At 69.7% G+C, this 18,441-nt stretch carries 18 protein-coding genes; 16 read left to right on the top strand and 2 right to left on the bottom strand.

Annotation, left to right across the window (positions count from 1 at the left end):
- Positions 1–4 precede the first annotated feature (4 nt).
- From AC07OD_RS25565 to AC07OD_RS25505, 13 genes are all read left to right on the top strand, one after another.
- Positions 5–1,231, top strand: coding sequence for a formate dehydrogenase subunit gamma (locus AC07OD_RS25565; protein ID WP_218295858.1), 1,227 nt, complete (start codon positions 5–7; stop codon positions 1,229–1,231).
- A gap of 11 nt (positions 1,232–1,242) precedes the next feature.
- Positions 1,243–1,632, top strand: a complete 390-nt coding sequence (locus tag AC07OD_RS25560; RefSeq protein ID WP_218295857.1) for a hypothetical protein — start codon at positions 1,243–1,245, stop codon at positions 1,630–1,632.
- A 126-nt stretch (positions 1,633–1,758) separates the two neighbouring features.
- Complete coding sequence (locus AC07OD_RS25555) at positions 1,759–2,700, top strand: formate dehydrogenase accessory sulfurtransferase FdhD (RefSeq protein WP_369643151.1); 942 nt, start codon at positions 1,759–1,761, stop codon at positions 2,698–2,700.
- A 98-nt stretch (positions 2,701–2,798) separates the two neighbouring features.
- Positions 2,799–4,421, top strand: coding sequence for a C13 family peptidase (locus tag AC07OD_RS25550; RefSeq protein ID WP_494598335.1), 1,623 nt, complete (start codon positions 2,799–2,801; stop codon positions 4,419–4,421).
- A 40-nt stretch (positions 4,422–4,461) separates the two neighbouring features.
- Positions 4,462–6,981: an ABC transporter permease gene (locus AC07OD_RS25545; RefSeq protein ID WP_218295854.1), complete on the top strand. Its 2,520-nt coding sequence runs from the start codon at positions 4,462–4,464 to the stop codon at positions 6,979–6,981.
- A gap of 72 nt (positions 6,982–7,053) precedes the next feature.
- Entirely contained in the window at positions 7,054–7,488 is a 435-nt protein-coding gene (locus AC07OD_RS25540) for a group II truncated hemoglobin (protein ID WP_494598334.1), read from the top strand.
- 343 nt (positions 7,489–7,831) lie between these two features.
- Positions 7,832–8,428 (top strand): LemA family protein, encoded by a 597-nt coding sequence (locus AC07OD_RS25535; protein WP_369643149.1) that lies wholly within the window; start codon positions 7,832–7,834, stop codon positions 8,426–8,428.
- 171 nt (positions 8,429–8,599) lie between these two features.
- The gene (locus AC07OD_RS25530; RefSeq protein WP_218295851.1) at positions 8,600–9,691 is read left to right on the top strand and encodes a M48 family metalloprotease; all 1,092 of its coding nucleotides are present in this window, start codon (positions 8,600–8,602) and stop codon (positions 9,689–9,691) included.
- A 112-nt stretch (positions 9,692–9,803) separates the two neighbouring features.
- The gene (locus AC07OD_RS25525; protein ID WP_492253742.1) at positions 9,804–10,295 is read left to right on the top strand and encodes a RidA family protein; all 492 of its coding nucleotides are present in this window, start codon (positions 9,804–9,806) and stop codon (positions 10,293–10,295) included.
- Positions 10,296–10,344: 49 nt separating this feature from the next.
- Positions 10,345–10,758 carry a GFA family protein gene (locus AC07OD_RS25520; protein ID WP_494598333.1) on the top strand — a complete coding sequence of 138 codons (414 nt, stop codon included), beginning with the start codon at positions 10,345–10,347 and terminating at the stop codon, positions 10,756–10,758.
- Between the two features lie 26 nt (positions 10,759–10,784).
- Positions 10,785–11,021, top strand: coding sequence for a DUF7661 family protein (locus AC07OD_RS25515; RefSeq protein WP_218295848.1), 237 nt, complete (start codon positions 10,785–10,787; stop codon positions 11,019–11,021).
- A gap of 323 nt (positions 11,022–11,344) precedes the next feature.
- Positions 11,345–11,572 carry a hypothetical protein gene (locus AC07OD_RS25510; protein WP_218295847.1) on the top strand — a complete coding sequence of 76 codons (228 nt, stop codon included), beginning with the start codon at positions 11,345–11,347 and terminating at the stop codon, positions 11,570–11,572.
- Positions 11,573–11,666: 94 nt separating this feature from the next.
- Positions 11,667–13,742 (top strand): bifunctional 2',3'-cyclic-nucleotide 2'-phosphodiesterase/3'-nucleotidase, encoded by a 2,076-nt coding sequence (locus AC07OD_RS25505; RefSeq protein WP_494598332.1) that lies wholly within the window; start codon positions 11,667–11,669, stop codon positions 13,740–13,742.
- A gap of 141 nt (positions 13,743–13,883) precedes the next feature.
- Here the strand turns inward: AC07OD_RS25505 and AC07OD_RS25500 are convergent, their stop codons facing one another.
- On the bottom strand, positions 13,884–14,531 hold the full coding sequence (locus AC07OD_RS25500; protein ID WP_492253739.1) for a PepSY domain-containing protein: 648 nt from the start codon (positions 14,529–14,531) through the stop codon (positions 13,884–13,886).
- A 123-nt stretch (positions 14,532–14,654) separates the two neighbouring features.
- Here AC07OD_RS25500 and AC07OD_RS25495 point away from each other — a divergent pair, with 123 nt between their 5' ends.
- Genes AC07OD_RS25495 through AC07OD_RS25485 form a run of 3 tightly spaced genes read left to right on the top strand, consistent with a single transcriptional unit; the run spans position 14,655 to position 17,577 of the window.
- Complete coding sequence (locus AC07OD_RS25495) at positions 14,655–15,389, top strand: PepSY domain-containing protein (protein ID WP_492253738.1); 735 nt, start codon at positions 14,655–14,657, stop codon at positions 15,387–15,389.
- Positions 15,389–16,063 carry a response regulator transcription factor gene (locus AC07OD_RS25490; RefSeq protein WP_494598331.1) on the top strand — a complete coding sequence of 225 codons (675 nt, stop codon included), beginning with the start codon at positions 15,389–15,391 and terminating at the stop codon, positions 16,061–16,063. The genes AC07OD_RS25495 and AC07OD_RS25490 overlap by 1 nt, the downstream gene beginning before the upstream one ends.
- Complete coding sequence (locus tag AC07OD_RS25485) at positions 16,063–17,577, top strand: sensor histidine kinase (RefSeq protein WP_494598330.1); 1,515 nt, start codon at positions 16,063–16,065, stop codon at positions 17,575–17,577. Before AC07OD_RS25490 ends, AC07OD_RS25485 begins: the two co-directional genes overlap by 1 nt.
- 130 nt (positions 17,578–17,707) lie before the next feature.
- On the opposite strand, the gene AC07OD_RS25480 is transcribed toward AC07OD_RS25485, so the two are convergent.
- Positions 17,708–18,352, bottom strand: coding sequence for a Smr/MutS family protein (locus tag AC07OD_RS25480; RefSeq protein WP_218339917.1), 645 nt, complete (start codon positions 18,350–18,352; stop codon positions 17,708–17,710).
- Positions 18,353–18,441: the final 89 nt, after the last annotated feature.

Here is an 18,441-nt window from a genome sequence, read left to right as displayed (position 1 = left end):
CACCATGAAACACATCGTGTGTGCCTTGGTCGTGGCGGCGGGTGTGGCCTGGGGGCCCGCGGGTGCCCAGGCGCCAGCGGCGCCCGATGCGGGCACGGCCGCAGCGCCGGCCACGGCCGCAGCGGTGGCGCCGCAAGCACCCGGCGGCATCCAGGGCCAGAACATTTTCGAGGTCAAGCCGGATGCCAGCGCGGACCCCAAGTACGCCGGGCAGACCAACGGCGAGCGTGCCAAGGTGCAGCCTGGCAACAATGCGCCCATGTGGCGCCAGGTGGGGCAGGGCGTGACGGGCTACAGCAGCCTGCCCAAAACGCAGGCGCCCGAGGCCGGCAACCTGATCCAGCCCTTCGTGCAGTATCCCGGCTCGCGTTTCACCAATGCGGGTGAGGCCTGGCGGCAGGTGCGCAACCACTGGATCATTCCCTATGGCGCGGCGCTGTTCGCCATCGTGCTGCTGGCGCTGGGCATCTTCTACTTCGTCAAGGGCCCGCTGGGGCATGACCATCCCGAGGGCGCCGGCACCCGCCGCATCGAGCGTTTCACGCCCTTCGAACGGGCGGCGCACTGGTCCAATGCGTTCGCCTTCTGCACGCTGGCCCTCTCCGGCATCGTGATGGCCTTTGGCAAGTTCTTCCTCCTGCCGGTCCTGGGTGCCTCGCTGTTCGGATGGATCACCTATGCGCTCAAGAACGTGCACAACTTCATGGGCCCGTTGTTCGCCGTGTCGCTGCTCGTGATCATCCTCACCTTCGTCAAGGACAACATTGCCAACCGCGCGGACTTCGTGTGGCTGTCCAAGGGTGGCGGCATGCTGGGCGGTGACCACCAGGTTCCCTCCCACCGCTTCAACGCGGGCGAGAAGGGCCTGTTCTGGTGGGGCATCACCATCCCTGGCATCCTTGTGGTGGCCACGGGCCTGGTGCTCGACAAGCTCATCCCCGGCTTTGGCGACGTGCGCGGCGACATGCAGATCGCCCACATGGTCCATGCCTCCCTGGCCATCTGGATGATGGCGCTGATCTGCGGACACATCTACATGGGCACGGTGGGCATGCGCGGCGCCTACAAGGCCATGAAGACGGGCTACGTGAGCGAGGCCTGGGCCCGGGAGCACCATGAGCTCTGGTATGACGACGTCCAGGCGGGCAAGATTCCCCGCCAGCGCAGTGCCAGCACCCCGGGGGGCGATGCTGCCGCAGCGCCATCGGCAGGCCAACCCGCACAGGTATGAGGTACCGCACCATGACGCATTTTTTCCGTTCCTCGCTCCTGGCCGTGTGCGCGGCCAGTTCCTGCATGCTGGCGGTGGCCAAGCTTCCCGCGCCATCGCCCGAGGCCGCGGCCAAGGCCGCCGAAGCCGCCGCCAAGACGGCCTGGGCGGGCAAGGTGGACAACTACAAGCTGTGCCTGGCCCAGGACCGCGTGGCGGCCCACTATCGCAAGACCAGCCCAGCCGCCAAGCCCGCCACGGCCACCAGTGCCGCCGCATGCACCGACCCCGGACCGTTCGCGTACACGCCGCCGGAGGCCAAGCCCCTGGAGGCCTCTGGCGCCCATTCGCCGCCTGGCACGGCGAGCAGCCCGCCCAGCACGTCGACGCCCGCGGCGGCGGCATCGGCCCCCAAGTCCTGAACGCGGGCCCGGCGGCTGGCGCCCAGCCTCTTCCCAGGGGGCTCCGCGCCCCTGCCCCGGGCAGGACACCATGAGGCATTGCGGCCCCTGGCTGCGGCGCGCACGGAGCCTGCGTATAGTCCGGCCATGACTTCCCGCACCGCCACGGACCCCGCCACCCCGCCGTTGCCGCGCCTCACGCAGGCCCAGGCACCGCTCACCCATGGGGTCGAGGTGGTCAATGAACTGGGTGAACGGGAGCAGGTGTCCATTCCCGCCGAACGGCCGCTCACCGTGTATGTGGACAAGCGCGAGCTGGTCACGCTGATGACGCTGGGCGCTCAGCCTGAGCTCCTGGTGCTGGGCTACCTGCGCAACCAGCGGTTGGTGGAGTCCGTCTTCGACATCGAATCCGTCACCGTCGACTGGGAGGTCCACGCCGCCGCCGTGCGCACGCGCCACGGCATCGCGCGCATCGAGGAGCGGACGGCCAGCAAGGTGGTGACCACCGGCTGCGGGCAGGGCAGCGTGTTTGGCGGGCTGATGGATGAGGTGGACCGGATCGCGCTGCCCGAGGCGCGCCTCACCCAGGCCCAGCTGTATGGCATCGTGAACGCCATCCGCATCAAGGAGACCACGTACAAGTCCGCGGGCTCCGTGCATGGCTGCGCCCTGTTCCAGGGGGAGGAACTGCTCACTTTCGTGGAAGACGTGGGGCGCCACAATGCCATCGATACCATCGCGGGCTGGATGTGGATGAACCCCGAGGCGCCGGCCCGCACCGGTGGCGGGCCCTCCGCGGGGGGGCATGTGCCGATGTCGGGCTCGGACAAGGTGTTCTACACCACAGGCCGCCTCACGAGCGAGATGGTCATCAAGTCGGCCCAGATGGGCGTGCCCATCGTGGTGTCGCGCAGCGGCATGACGCAGATGGGCCATGCCGTGGCCCAGCAGCTGGGCCTGTGCGCCATCGGGCGCGCCACCAACCGCCGCTTCGTCTGCTACAGCGGGGTGCACCGGCTGGTGCTGCAGCCTGAACTGGCGCGGGTGCCTGCCATGGCGCCGGCGGCGTCCGCCAGCGCGGCCTGAGAGGCACTTTCGGGGGTATCCCGCGGCGGTCCGCCCCGGTTCCCCTGCGCATGTTCCCCGGCCCCCGGGCCGTCATCCCGCGGTGGCATGATGCGCGCATGCAAGACCTGAACGCCAAGGGCGCCTGGGCCGATACCCAACCGAGCCAGTGGGCCCCCGAACCCGCCAAGATCGAAATCCCGCTGGATGAGGGGCTGCCCCCCGGTGCGCCCGCCACTGCGCCGGCGGCGGCCTCGGCCGGGGCGCCTGCCCCTCTTCGCCTGCCCCTGGGAGCCTGGGTCCGCGAGGGCCTGCGGGCCACGCTGTTCCTGCCGCCCCGCACGGGGGCCGCGGTTCCCACCCCGTGGCAATTGATCGTTCTGGTGCTGCTCGGCGGCGCGCTGCTGGTGGGGGCGGCGCGGTTCCAGGTGGCAGGGCCCGCCCAGTTCAGCCTGCGGGGCTGGCTCGCGCCGATGTGGAGCGGCCTGGCGCTTCTGTGGCTGGCCTGGTGGGCCATGGCACCCGCGCAGCGCCTTGCGGCCGGCGCGCCGACCCCGGAGGGTGCGCCATCGGGCGGGCTCGCCGCCTGGTATGTGTTGTCGGCGTGGGCTCCGCTGGTGCCCCTGCTCCTGCTGTATGCCCTGCTGGGCGCCACCGTCCACCGGCCCGCGCTGTGGGTCGGAAACACGGCCGGAATCGTTTTCTGGACCGCCTACGGGGTGCTGACGGCGTGGGTTCTGGCGGCGCTGGTCGTGGTGAGCGCGCGCTTCATCCGCTCGCGCCTGCGCACGGCGGTGTTCGCGGTGTCGATGGCGGCGGTCATCGGGGTGGGCATGTGGCAGTTCCAGGACCAGCCCTGGGAGCTGGACGGTGCGGCCCTGGCGGCGGCGCAGGCCGCCGAGGAGGGCCCCGAACCCGCGCAGCTGACCCTGTCGCAGCCGGTGTTCGAGGCGCAGCAGGCGCTGTGGGAGCGCCAGGTGCAAGCGCTGGCGGCCCAGCGGGACGGGGTGGTGGATGTCTACGGCCTCGTGTTCGCTCCCTATGCCGAAGAGAACGTGTTCCGGCGCGAAAGCACCATGGTCAGCACGCTGCTGCAGGAACGGTTCGACGCGCACGGCCGCGTGATCCATCTGCTCAACCATGCCGAGACCGCCGACACCCACGTCTGGGCGACGCCGCAGAACCTGCAGCGCGCCATTTCGGCCCTGGGTGCGCGCATGGACCGCGACCATGACCTGCTGGTGATCTACATGACCTCGCACGGCGCGCGCAACCACGAGCTGGCGGCATCGCACGGGCCGCTGCAGGTGCAGCCCGTCACGCCGGAAATGCTGCGCGCCGCGCTGGATGAAGCCGGCATTCGCCACCGCGTGATCGCGGTGTCGGCCTGCTACTCCGGCGGCTGGATCGGTCCCCTGGCCACCGATGGCACGCTTATCATGACGGCCGCCGACGCCACCCACACATCGTATGGCTGCGGCATGCGGTCCGAGCTCACGTTCTTCGGCCGCGCGGTGTTCAACGAGCAACTGCGCCAGACCCATTCATTCACCGAGGCCTTTGCCAAGGCCGTGCCGCTGATCGCGCAGCGCGAGGTGGAGGCCGGCAAGACCGACGGATTCTCCAACCCCCAGATCCACGTGGGCACACAGATCCAGCCCGTGCTGGAGGCGCTGCAAGCGCGCCTGGATGCGGGGGGGGCCGGTGGCGCGGCGCCGGCGGCCGGCGACACAAAGCCCTGAACAGCGCCAGAGCGCTCCGTTTGCGCTAAGGTTCCGTGCCATGAACCTGTCTTTTCTGCGCCTTGGCTGGCGCACCCTGGCCCGCGACCTGCGCGCGGGCGAACTGCGCCTGCTCATCGTGGCGGTCACGCTGGCGGTGGCGGCGCTCACGTCCGTGGGGTTTTTCGCCGACCGCCTTCAGGGCGGCCTGCAGCGCGATGCGCTGCAGCTGCTGGGCGGCGATGCCGTGGTGGCCAGCGACAACCCCACGCCAGCGGCGTTCGTCGAGCGGGCCGCGGCCCTGGGCTTGCAGGCGGTCACCACGGTGGGCTTTCCCACCATGGGCCGGGCCAGCGATGCGCAGGGTGGTGCCAGCAAGCTGGTGGCCCTCAAGAGCGTGCCGCCGGGCTACCCGCTGCGCGGCAGCCTCAAGGTGGCTGACGCGCCGGGGGCGCTCGACCAGCCCACCCGCGACATCCCTGCCCGGGGCGAGGCGTGGGTGGATGCTCCCCTGCTCGAATCGCTGAACCTGGCCATGGGCGACATGCTGTTGCTGGGCGATGCGCAGCTGCGCATCGCGCGCATCATCGTCATCGAGCCCGACCGGGGCGCGGGCTTCATGAGCTTTGCCCCGCGCGTGATGGTGAACGATGCCGACCTGCCCGCCACCGGCCTGGTGCAGCCGGCCAGCCGCCTCACCTACCGCTTCGCCGTCATCGGGCCGGGCCCCGCGGTCAAGGCCTTCAGCGAATGGGCCGTGGCGGAGGCCAAGAAGCCCGAGGTGCACGGGGTGCGGGTGGAATCCCTCGAAAGCGGCCGCCCCGAGATGCGCCAGACGCTGGACCGCGCGCAGAAGTTCCTGAGCCTCGTGGCGCTGCTCGCGGCGCTGCTGTCGGCCGTGGCCGTGGCGCTGGCCGCGCGCGGTTTCGCGGCAGAGCACCTGGATGCCTCGGCCATGCTGCGGGTGCTGGGGCAGAGCCAGCGCACCATCGCGGGTGCCTACACGGCCGAATTCGCTCTCGTGGGCCTGTTCGCCAGTTCGCTGGGCGTGGCGCTGGGCTATCTGGTGCACTATGCCTTCGTGCTGCTGCTCGCGGGGCTGGTCGAGTCAGCCCTGCCGCCGCCCAGCCTGTGGCCCGTGGCATTTGGCCTGGGCATGGGGCTCACGCTGCTGTTCGCCTTCGGCCTGCCGCCCGTGCTGCAGCTGGCCCAGGTGCCGCCCCTGCGCGTGATCCGGCGCGACGTGGGCGGGCTCAAGCCCGCGTCGCTGGCGGTGCTGGGCATCGGCATCGCCGGTTTCGCGGCCTTGCTGCTGACGGTCAGCAGCGACATCAAGCTGGGGCTGATTGCCGTGGGCGGCTTTGCCGGCGCGGTGGCCCTGTTTGCGGGGCTGTCGTGGGTGGCGGTGAAGCTGCTGCGCAAGAGCGTGAACGAGGCCACCGCCCCGCGCTGGCTGGTGCTGGCCACGCGGCAGATCTCCGCGCGCCCCGCCTACGCCGTGGTGCAGGTGAGCAGCCTGGCCGTGGGCCTGCTGGCGCTGGTGCTGCTGGTGCTGCTGCGCACCGACCTGGTGGACAGCTGGCGCAAGGCCACGCCCCCCGATGCGCCCAACCGCTTCGTCATCAACGTGATGCCCGACCAGTCCGATGCGTTCCAGCAGGCCCTCAAGGACGGCGGCGTGGCCCGGTACGACTGGTATCCCATGATCCGTGGCCGCCTGCTGGCCGTGAACGGCAAGCCCGTGGGCCCCGACAGCTATACCGACGACCGCGCCAAGCGCCTCGTCGACCGGGAGTTCAACCTTTCCAACGCCACCGAACCACCCCCCCACAACCAGATCGTGGCCGGCCAGTGGCGCCAGGGCGAGGAAGGTGCCATCAGCGTCGAGGAGGGAATTGCCGAGACCCTGGGCCTGCAGATGGGCGACCGGCTGCTGTTCGACATGGGCGGCGTGCAGAACGAGGCGCGCATCACCAGCCTGCGCAAGGTGGACTGGGGGTCGATGCGGGCCAACTTCTTCGTGATGTACCCCGTGGCCAGCGTCAAGGACGTGCCGGTCACCTACCTGGCGGCGTACCGCGCCCCCGAGACCAACGGCTTCGACAACGCCCTGGTGCGCCAGTTTCCCAACATCACCAACGTGGACATGGGCGCCACCATCACCCAGGTGCAGCGCGTGCTGGACCAGGTGATCCGCGCGGTGGAATTCCTGTTTGCCTTCACGCTGGCCGCCGGGCTGGTGGTGCTGTTCGCGGCCGTCACCGCCACGCGCGAGGAGCGCGCCCGCGAGTACGCCATCATGCGCGCCGTGGGCGCGCGCGCCAGCCTGCTGCGGCAGGTGCAGCGCGCCGAGCTGGTGGGCGTGGGCCTGCTCGCGGGCTTCCTGGCCAGCGCCGTGGCCGTGGGCGTGGGCTGGGCGCTGGCGCGCTTCGTGTTCGACTTCACCTGGACGGCCGCGCCCTGGGTGCCCCTGGCGGGCGCCGTGGCGGGTGCGGTGCTGGCGCTGGCCGCGGGCTGGTGGGGCCTGCGCGAGGTGCTGGTGCGCCCCGTGGTGGACACGCTGCGCCGTTCGGCGGAATAGGCTGCGTGTCGATTGCTACTCATTTGATAGCTTCCAGCGCTTTATAGGAAAGCGCTGGGGCCAGTTTTTTATATGAATTCCGACGTTCCCAAAGACACCGGCGCCGGCGCAGAAACCGCCACCGCAACCACCCCCTTCGACTGGATCGGTGGCGAAGACCGCGTGCACGCCCTCACCGAACGCTTCTACGACCTGATGGATCTGGAGCCCGGTTACGCCGAACTGCGTGCAGCCCACGGCAGCGACCTCGTGCAGGCGCGGCAAAAACTCTTCTGGTTCTTGTGCGGCTGGCTGGGTGGACCTGACCACTACCAAAGCCGCTTCGGCCACCCGCGACTGCGCATGCGGCACATACCGTTTTCCATCGGCATCCAGGAGCGCGACCAGTGGGTGGCCTGCATGGACCAGGCCATGGGCGAGACGGGCGTGCCCGATGCTCTGCGCGCCCGCTTGAAGGAAAGCTTCATGGGGACGGCCGACTGGATGAGGAATCGGGGCACCCCCTGAGCGGCTACGCCGCCTCCCCCTCAAGGGGGACGCACCCGGTGGACTGGCAAAGCCAGATCCACGGGTGCACTGGCGGGGCTGCTGTCTTTGCAGGCTGTGGGGTGGGGTGGCAACCCTTGAGCGGCTGGGCCGTGTCCCTCGCAGCCTGTGGATGGGCCCGGTGTGCGCTCATAGCATCGATTGCTCTGTTTTTGATAGCTGCTAGCGTTTGGGGGTAAAGCGTTGCAGGCTGTTTTGATGCTTAAATCCCTACCCGCTGAAATGTATGAAGCCTTTGGGCCAGGCGCGCCACTAAGATGCGCCCATCATCCATTCATTCAATTCACAACAAGGAGGGTGGGACATGTCAGCTACTGCTTGGATCGTTCTGGGACTGGTCGCCGTGCTGGCGGTGTGGGCCGTCACTGTGTACAACCGGCTGGTGCAGCTGCGCAACCGCATTGCCAACGCGTTCGGCCAGATCGACGTGCAGCTCAAGCGCCGCCATGACCTGGTGCCCAACCTGGTCGAAGTCGCCAAGGGCTACCTCAGCCACGAGGCCGCCACGCTCGAAGCCGTCATCCAGGCGCGCGGCCAGGCGCAGGGTGCTGCGGCCGCCGTGCGGGCAGAGCCTGGCAGCGCCAACGCCATGGGCGCGCTCGCAGCCGCCGAGGGCATGCTGGGCAGCAGCCTGGGACGCCTGATGGTAGTGGCTGAGGCGTATCCCGAACTCAAGGCCGACGCCACCATGCAGTCGCTGTCCGAAGAGTTGACCAGCACCGAAAACCGCCTGGGCTTCGCGCGCCAGGCGTACAACGACCAGGCGCTGGAATTCAACGACGCGGCGGCGCAGTTTCCTGAACTGGTCGTGGCGCGCCTGCTGGGCTTTCCCACCGTGCCCATGCTCGAGTCCACGCGCAGCGAAGCAGAGCGCGCTGCGCCGCAGGTTCGCTTCTCTTAGGCCGGTTTCTTCGCAGCTGCCTGGTGCGCAGGCCCGACGGGGTACATGCCCCGCGGGCCGCCAAAGCCGTGCCGAATGGTCGCCGGGCGCTGGCGGGCAACACGGCAGCTCCTGTCGTGGCTGCGGGCCGCTTGAAGTCCCGCGCGAGAAAGTCTCATACAGGGAGGGGCCATGAAATTCTGGGACCACCAGGCGGACGCGCGCAGCGAAACGCGCCGCCTGCTGCTGGGCTTTGCGCTGGCGGTGGCGGTGCTGATCGCCGCCGTGCATGCGGCCCTGGCCCTGGCCTGGCTGCTGATGGCGGCCATGCTGCCGGGGCGGTTGCCGTTTCCGCAGGGTTTTCTGGCGGCTAACGTGGGCGTTTCGCTCCTGCTGGTGCTGGGCGGCTGGTGGGTCGAGACCTCCAACCTGCGCGCGGGCGGTGTCAAGCTGGCCCGGCGCGTGGGCGCGCGCGAGTTGCGGCCTTCGCTCTCGCATGCCGAGCAGCGCCTGTCCAACATCGTGGATGAACTCTGCATCGCGGCCCACATGCCGCGCCCCGAAATCATGGTGATGCCGCGCACCGATGCGATCAACGCGTTTGCCGCCGGCTGGGACGAGAGCGACGCCGTGATCGCTGTGACGCAGGGCGCGCTCGACTACCTGAACCGCGAGGAGATGCAGGGCATGGTCGCCCACGAGCTCTCGCACCTGCACGAAGGCGACACGCGCATGAAGATGCAGCTGGCGGGCATGGTGTTCGGACTGGAGCTGGTCTACAACTTCGGCGACACGCTGCGCGAGCGGCGGGGGCTGGCGTGGTGGTTCGGCTCGGCCATCATGCTGGCGGGCTTCGCGGGCTGGATCACCGGCCGCATGCTCAAGGCGGCCGTGTCGCGCCAGCGCGAGTACCTGGCCGACGCGCGCGCCGTGCAATGGACGCGCAGCAAGGACGGCCTGGGCGGCGTGCTGCGCAAGGTCATGGCCCAGCGCCGGGATACCCCGCGCGGCTATGAACAGCACAGCCACAGCGGCCTGAACCATCCTTCGGTGCAGCACATGCTGCTGGTGGACGTGGAAGGCGGCGGCAGGATGGAGCACTGGCTCGATTCCCACCCCACGCTGCAAGAGCGCGTGCAGCGCGTCTACGGCCGGCGCATGTCGCCGCTGAAGGTGGCACCGGTCACCGCAGCCCCCGAGCCGGCAGGGCGCCCGCAGGGCGTGGGCCAGCCGGCCGGCGTGACGATCGCCTCGCTGGTGGACCCGTTCGCGCGGCATATGTGAAGCATCTGTGCCGCCTTCCCCCGGAGGGCGGCGCGCCCGCTGGCCTGGCAACGCCAGGGGCTGCCTGCCGGGTGGCATAGTGGAGGCATTTCACCCGGCGAGGTTTTTTTTCATGTCCCGTGACGCCCGTTTTCAGGAACAAGCCCAGGCCCTCGGCTACAGCTTTGACGGCGAGATCAAGATCGGGGGCAACTACGTGCCCCTGGTGCGCGACGGCCACCACGTCTACCTGAGCGGGCAGATCCCCCGCGTGGGCGATACCGTGGTGGCCACGGGGGCGGCCGGCGCCGGCGCCACCCTGGCCCAGGCGCAGGCGGGGGCCAAGGTGTGCGCCCTGCGCGCCCTGGCCTTGCTGCAGCGTGCGCTGGGCTCTCTGGACGCCGTGCAGTCGGTGCTGCGCATCACCGTGTATGTGCAGTCGGCGCCCGGGTTCACGCAGCAAAGCGAGGTGGCCGACGGCGCCTCTGAAATCCTGTTCGCCGTGCTGGGCGAGGCGGGCGCCCACACCCGCACCTCGGTGGGGGTGCTGCAACTGCCCAAGAATGCGACGGTGGAGGTGGACCTGATCGCCTCCGTGGCCACGCCGGCGGCGCCGCGCGCCTGACCCGGCCGTGTGCTCCACCCAGGCACCCCGTCGAAGGAGAACCCAGGCCATGACCGAATCCGTCGTGCACCACCGGGGCAGCTGCCTGTGCGGCGGCGTGCGCTTCGAAACCACGGCGCCGCTGCGCAGCGCATCGCACTGCCACTGCTCGATGTGCCGCAAGGCCCATGGCGCGGCGTTCGCCAGCTACGGCACGGTGCACCGCGAGCACCACCGCTTCGTGCAGGGGCAGGCGCTGCTGCGCGCCTACCGCTCGTCGCCGCGGGTCACGCGGCAGTTCTGCTCGGCCTGCGGCTCGCCGTTGCTCTGGCACAGCGAAGGCGTGCATGCGGACAGCGTGGCCGTGCCCCTGGGCACGCTCGACACCCCTTTTGACGCGCCGCCGCAAAGGCACATCCACGTGGCTTCCAAGGCCGCGTGGGTGGTGATCTGCGACGGCTACCCGCAGATCGCCGGAGAATAGGCGCGAGACCCGGCACGAGGCAGTCCATGGAAAACACACCACCCCCCGCCCATCCCCGTTTCAATGTCTTTGGCCGCATCGTTGAAGTGCGGCGTGAGGGCCCGCTGTGGCAGGTCTACCGCGTGGGCGGCGACGGCAAGCGCACCCCCGCGGGCTTCGTGGTCCCCGACTTCGTGGAAGAGCACGAACTGGCCCAGTTTCTTGAAGACCTGTTCCATGAGAGTGCTTCACCGCACAACGGCGACGTGCGCCGCATCGCCTGACGCGAACCCTGCGGCTCCATCCCTTGTGCCGGGTGCGGCGGCGCAGGAGGTCGTAAGGCTTTGTCGGCAAACGACTACATACAGCGCGCGCCCAACGGCGCACGCTGGGGCTGCACAGAAGACCACTGGGCTGGGCCTCCTCGCCGCAAGCACCGGCAGCCCCGCCACAGCGGCGCATTGCGGCGCGTGGTGCAAGAGCGCGGTGCAAGAGCGTGGGCGGTCCGGCCTGTGCGCGCTGGCGTCCTCGCACGACCCGGGGCCACGGACCAGGCAGGGTTGCGCACGAACGCGCGGGCTGACAGGCAAGTTATGTGAGGGTTCCCATGGGCAGCACCATCACCGTCGCGCACACGGTCTCGGCAGATGATTTCGAGCAGGTCGAACTTCTGGCGCGCCACCTGCAGGGAAGCGACTACAACTTCAGCGGCCGCGCCATCTGGGTGCTGCGAGGCCCCCATACCACCGTGACCGACACCCACGACGAGTTGCGCGCAGCGCTGCTGCTGCTGATGGTGGAAGGCCTGCTGAGCCGACGGCGCCCCCCGCGCTGACACCCCCGTGGGACGCGCGGCGGCCGCGTGCCGTCATACCGTTGTCAAACCCCCGCCAGACACTCGGTCCTTTGTTTCATCCTGGGCCTTGTTCATGTCTGAACGCATTCGCAGCCAATCCGATTCCTTTCCGTTTTCTTGCTATTCGCGCCGCACCGCCACGCTGAGCGTGCTGGCCCTGGCCGCGTCCCTCTCCGCCTGTGGCGGCGGCGATGGCGGCGGCAGCAACAACAACGCGGGCGCCACGGCCACGCTGGCCGTGCTGGAGACCACCGACCTGCACTTCAACGTGCGCAGCTACGACTACTTCAAGCTGGCCGAGGACAAGAGCTACGGCTTCGAGCGCACCGCCACACTGGTGCGCGCGGCGCGCAAGGAGTTTGCCAACACCCTGCTGGTGGACAACGGCGACACCATCCAGGGCACGGCGCTGGCCGACTATGAAGCCACCATCAGCCCCATCCCGTGCACGCAGCAGCTGTCCATGTACAAGGCGATGGGCGCTTTAGGCTTTGACGCCGGCACGCTGGGCAACCACGAGTTCAACTACGGCCTGCCGTTCCTGAACCAGGTGCTGGGCGGCGGGCTGGAGGTGGACGGTGTGGATGCCGCCAGGAAGTGCGCGGGCGCGGGCTTTCCGATGGTGCTGGCCAACGTGACCAGCAACAAGACCCAGAAGCCGCTGGTGCAGCCCTACACGGTGCTCGAGCGCACGCTGGTGGCCAAGGGCGCGGACGGCAAGGAGGTGAAGCTGCCCATCAAGGTGGGCGTGATCGGTTTCACCACGCCGGGCATCATGAACTGGGACAAGCGCTACCTCGAAGGCAAGGTCACCACGCAAGGCGCGGTCGAGGCCGCGACGAAGTACGTGCCCGAGCTGCGCGCCAAGGGCGCCGACATCGTGATCGCGCTGCTGCACGGCGGCATGGACAGCGCGGCGTATTCGCCCACTATGGAGAACCCGGGCCTGTACCTTTCCAAGGTGGCCGGCATCGACGCGATGGTGATGGGCCACCAGCATGGCGTGTTCCCCGACACCGCCGCCACGCCGGGCTTCAACATGGCCGGCGTGGACCACAAGGCGGGTACGGTGAACGGCGTGCCGGCCGTGATGGCCAGCTCCTGGGGCAAGGCCCTGGGCGTGGTGCAACTGGCGCTGCAGTGGGACGGGGCCAAGTGGGTGGTCAACAAGTCGGCCAGCAAGTCCGAGCTGCGCAACATCCAGTCCAAGAACGCCGCGGGCGCCACGGTGACGGTGGACGCAGATGCCAGCGTGGCGCCGCTCGTCGAGACGCAGCACCAGGCCGCCATCCAGTACGTGAAGACGCCCATCGGCCAGACCGACTTCCGCATGAGCACGCTGTTCGCCGACGTGGGCGACCCGGGCGCGATCCAGATCGTGAACCAGGCGCAGCAGGCCTATGTGGCCGCTTACATCAAGGCCAGCCTGCCGCAGTATGCACAACTGCCGGTGCTGTCGGTGAGCGCGCCGTTCAAGAGCGGCTTCCAGGGCGGCGCCGACTACACCGACGTGGCCGTGGGCCCGCTGGCCATCAACAACGCGGCCGACCTGTACCTGTATCCCAACACGGTGTACGCGGTGAAGGTCAACGGTGGCGACATCAAGAACTGGCTGGAGGCGGCTGCCAAGCGCTTCAACCAGATCGACCCCGTCAAGACCGGCGAGCAGCAGCTCATCAGCACCTTCCCGGGCTACAACTTCGACATGTTCACCACGACAGATGTGCAGTACGAGATCGACGTGACGAAGCCCGTGGGCAGCCGCATCAGGAACCTGACCTACCTGGGCAAGCCCATCGACGTGGCGCAGGAGTTCGTGATCGCCACCAACAACTACCGCGCCACTAGCGGCAAGAGCTTCATCGACAAGCTCGATGGCTCGGGCACCATCTGGGCCTCGCCCGACGCCAACCGGGACGTGGTGATCGACTACATCCGCAAGAACCCGGCGGTGACGCGCAGTGCCAACGGCGCGGCCAAGAGCTGGCGCTTTGCCAAGGCCAGCGTGGCGGGGCCGGTGGTGTTCAGCTCGGGCGGCAATGCGCTCGCCGTGGCGCAGGCGGCAGGCCTGGCCAATGTGTCGTTGCTGGCAGCGGACGACGGCTCGAGCAAGGGCACGTCGAAGTACGCGGTCGATTTGTCCAAGTAAAGCCGGTGCGCGGCACGCTCGGCGTGCCCGCCGCCAACGGCCCTGAAAAGACACCTGGACCGGCTGCCTGGGCATGCCGGGGCCCGGTGCCTTTTTTTGTGGGTTGCTTCAGCACCCTGGCGCAGGGCAGCCGCCGGCCGCTCAATCGTCCAGCTGTTCGCGCAGCACGGTCCCGGTCACGGCGTCCACCCGCAGCTCCACCGCCAGGTTGGCTGTGTTGGTCGCCTCGGCTTCCCAGTAGCCGTCTTCGTATTCGACACCGCGCACGCGGGTGTAGCCGGCCTGCTGCAGGGCTGTCACGACCTGGTCGGCGCTGAGCACGGGCTGGCCGTTCACGGTTCCGCCGCTGCGGCCCACCTGGCTCAATACCTCCAGCGTCACGGGGTGCAGCACGAACTCGACCTTCTCGCGGTTGGTCACGGACTGGCGGGCCTTGGCCTGCCAGAAGCCGTCGTCCAGCTCCACGTCGTACACAAAGCTGTAGCCGGTGGCGCGCACCTGCTGCGCCACCCGTTCCACGCTGGGCAGGGCGGTGCCGATGTCGCCCTTGCGCACGGCGGTGAAGCTGCCGTTGGCATCGTTGACCAGCACGGTGGCGCGCACCCCGTCGTTGGAGACGGCCTCGGCGGTCCAGTAGCCGTATTGCTTTTGCAGGTCGTGCGGCGCCACGTAGTGGTTCTTGGCCATCACGTTGACGGCCTCCTGGGCGCCCATGGCCCAGGCCATGGAGGGCAGGGCGGAGGCCGCGGCGGCGGTTGCGAAGGCCAGGGTCAGAACGGTCTTTTTCATGGTGCTTCCTTTCGGTGTGGCAGTGGTTGTGAAGAACTGGGAGGCAGTGTGCGCAACCGTTCCTAAACCCACCGTGAAGCGTCCGTTCATGGACCGTTTAATGGCCTCCGCAATAATCGCGCGATGACAGATATCAGCTTGCGAACCATCGTGCGGGCTGCGGCCTGCGCTGCGGTGGCGCTGGCCTGCGCGCAGGCCCCCGCCGCCGAGCAGGACGTGGCGCGGCGCGGCGTGCAGAGCGGGCAGCTCAAGCCGCTCAACAGCATCATTGCGGACATGAGCCGCCAGTACGGCGGGCGCGTCATCGACGTGGAGACCAAGCACGGCCGCAAGGGCGAGCTGCGCTACGAGATCAAGATCATCGACGCCCGCGGCACCAAGCACGAGGTGCTGGTGGATGCGGCCACGGGCAGTGTCGTGGCGCAGGAGCGCGACTGGCCCACGCAGCCTGTGGGCCTGGCGCAGATGGCCCGCTACATCCAGCAGCTGGAGCAGCGCTACGGATCGCGCGTGGTGAACGCCGAGTTCGAGCGCGACGCGCAAGGCAAGGCGGTGTACGAGGTCAAGCTCTCGGACCGGCCCGCCGGCGAGATGAAGCTGCTGGTGGATGTGAACACGGGCGAGGTGCTGACCCCGCCGCAAACGGCGGGCACGCCCGCGGCTCCCAAGTCCATGGCCGTGATGCTCGAATCCTTGCGGCCGCGCTTTTCGGGCCTGGTGCTGGAGGTGGAGCTGGAGACGGACCACCGCCGCCGCCCGTATTACAGCGTGGAGCTGCAGCAACCCAACGGCTTCAAGCTGGAGCTCGAAGTGGACGCCGTGAGCCTGGAAGTCACGCGGCAGAAGGTGGACGACTGATGCGCATCCTGGTGGTGGAAGATGATGTGGCGCTGGCGCAGCAACTGCGCGTGGCGCTGGAGGCGGCGGGATTCGCGGTGGATGTGGAGCACGACGGCGAGGCCGCGTCCTTTGCCGGCAGTGCCGAGGCCTACAGCGCCGCCGTGCTGGACCTGGGCCTGCCGCTCAAGGACGGCCTGAGCGTGCTGCGCGACTGGCGCGACGCGGGCCGCGGCTGGCCGGTGCTGGTGCTCACCGCGCGCAACCGCTGGAGCGACAAGGTGGCGGGCTTCAATGCCGGGGCCGACGACTATTTGACCAAGCCCTTCCTGATGGACGAGGTGGTGCTGCGCCTGCGCGCCATGCTGCGCCGCACGGCCGGGTCGGCCGCCGCCGTGCTGACGGCCGGCCCGCTGGAGTACGACGTGGTGCAGGGCCGCTTTTCGCTGCAGGGCCAGAGCCTGCAGCTCACAGCGCAGGAGCACAAGATCCTGGCGTATTTCATGCACCACCCGGGCAAGCTGCTCACTCGCGCCGACATCAGCGAGCATGTGTATGCGCGTGACCTCGACCCGGACTCCAACACGCTGGACGTGCTGATCGGCCGCATCCGCCGCAAGTTGAACGGCGCGCCGCAGCTGGTGACCGAGCGCGGCCAGGGCTTTCGCCTCGTGGCGTCCGACGTGGCGGGCTGATGCGGATCGACCCCGCCACGCCGCCTGGGCCGCCCGCACCGCCTGGGCCGCCTGCACCGGCCCGGGCACACAGCGGCGCCGCGTGGGCGCTGGCGCTGGCCCAGTGGCCCATGGCCACGCGCATTGCGCTGCTGGCGCTGGTCCCCATGCTGCTGCTGGTGGGCGCCGGGGGGCTGTGGCTGCGCGTGCAGATGCACCAGAGCCTGCTGGCCAGCTTCGAGCAGGTGCTGCGCGACAAGGCCCAGCGCGTGGGTGCGCGGCTGCACCTGGGGCCCCAAGGCGGCTTGCGGGAGTCCACCGGCGGCGCCGATGAGTTCAGCGCCATCTACGCCGGTTGGTACTGGCGCGCGCAGGCGGGCAGCGATGTGCTGCGTTCGCGTTCGCTGTGGGACATGGACAGCCTGCCGACCGAGGCCCTGCCCACCACCGGCTCGGCCACGCTGCACCGGGCCACGGGGCCGCTGCAAGAACCCCTGCTGTCGCTGACCCAGCCAGTCGGCCTGGGCCAGCCCCCGGTGCAGGTCATGCTGGCGGTCTACGGCCCGGCCGCGCAGTTGCACAGCAGCATGCGGCAGATCGACCGCACGCTGGTGGTGGCCGGGCTGGTGCTGATGCTGCTCACCGGCGGTTTGGCGTGGCTGCAGGTGCGGGTGGGGCTGGCCCCGCTGCGCCGGCTGGAGGTCATGCTGGGCGCCCTGCGCGCGCCGCAGGGCGCGGGGCCCGATGTGGCGCGGCACCTGGCCGCCCCCACGGGGCGCGACCTGCAGCCCCTGCAGAACGAGCTGGCAGGCCTGCTGGCGCACAACGCGCACGTGGTGGCCCGCGCGCGGGCCCATGCGGTGGACCTGAACCACGCGCTCAAGAAGCCTCTGGCCCTGCTGAGCGCACAGGCCAGCGCGCAGCCGCAGGTGCCCAGCAGCGAGGTGCAGCGCCAGGTCGAGGCCATGGCCCAGCTGGTGGACCGCTACCAGGCCCGCACCTTGAGCGATGCGCTGCACGCCCACCCCGGCAGCACCGGCCAGGCCGTGGACGTGCGCGACTGCGTGGCCCAGCTGCTGCGCATGATGGAGCGCCTGCACGCCGCGCAGGGGTTGGACTGGATGCTGGCAGACGATACCCAAGGCCCGCTGCACTGGCGCGGAGAACGCGCCGACCTGGAGGAGGTGCTGGGCAACCTGCTGGACAACGCGGGCAAGTGGGCCGCCTCGCGGGTGCGGCTGAAGCTGTCGGTGTCTGTGTCGGCGCAAGGTGGCGCAGAACATGCCAACCTGTGCCTGGACATCGAAGACGATGGCCCCGGCATGACGCCCGCACAACTGCTGGCGGCGGGCCAGCGCGGTGTGCGTTTTGACGAGTCCGTGCAGGGCAGCGGGCTGGGCCTGGCGATTGCCAGCCAGATCGCGCAGGCCTATGGGGGCCACTTGCAGTTGCGCAAAAGCGAGGAGCTCAAGGGCTTGGGCGTGCGGCTGGAGATGCGGGGGCTGGCGCCCGCGGGACGCACCAAGACGGCGTGAGGCAGGGTGCATCGCCACAACCGTTGCAGCGGCTGTGGTAGCGGCCGTCGCGGCGGGCGTCGGCAACACGGCAGGCTGCCCGGCTCTCCAGGTGCGCAGGGCGGAGCGGGGCGATCTGGGCTGCGCGTGCCTAGCGCTGGCGTGGATGCACGGGCTGCAGCAGCACCACCAGCGCGCCCGCGCCGCCGTCGATGGGCCGGGCCTGCACGAAGGCCAGCACTTCGCTTTTTTGCACCAGCCAGCGCTGCACGCGGCTCTTGAGCACCGGACTCTTGCCCGGAGAGCCCAGGCCCTTGCCATGCACCACGCGCACGCAGCGCAGGCCAGCCTTGTGGGCGTGGCGGATGAATTCGCCCAGTGCCTCGCGCGCCTCGTCCACGCGCAGGCCGTGCAGGTCCAGCTGGCGCTGGATGCTCCAGTGGCCCGAGCGCAGGCGGCGCGTGATTTCCACGCCGATGCCGGGGCGGCGAAAACTCAGCTGGTCGTCGGTGTCGAGCAGGGTGCTCACGTCGAAGTCGTCGCTGATGGATTCGACCAGCACGCGCTCTTCGTCCAGCCAGTGCTGCACGGGCAGCGGTGGCGGCTTGTGGCGGCGCAGGCGTGCCACGTTGGGGCTGCGCAGCGGCGTGACGGGGCCTACGCTGCGGCTGAAGAGGTGGCGCTCGGCCTCCAGGCGCGCGGCGGCCTCGCGGCGGACCTTTTCGTCGGCCTCGGCGCGCGCGTGCTCCTCGCGCAGGCGGCGGGCGATGCTGGCCAGGTCCTGCAGGTGGGCGATGCGCTCGCTGGCCCGCCGGGGCGGCGGGGGCGCCCGGCGGCGGGCCGGCGCCGCCGGCGCTTGGGTGCCGGGTGCAGGCGGAGGGGGGG

This window comes from Acidovorax sp. GW821-FHT10E03, assembly GCF_059415205.1.
Note: the sequence above shows the minus strand (reverse complement) of the source record. Positions and strands in the feature narration are given on the sequence as shown.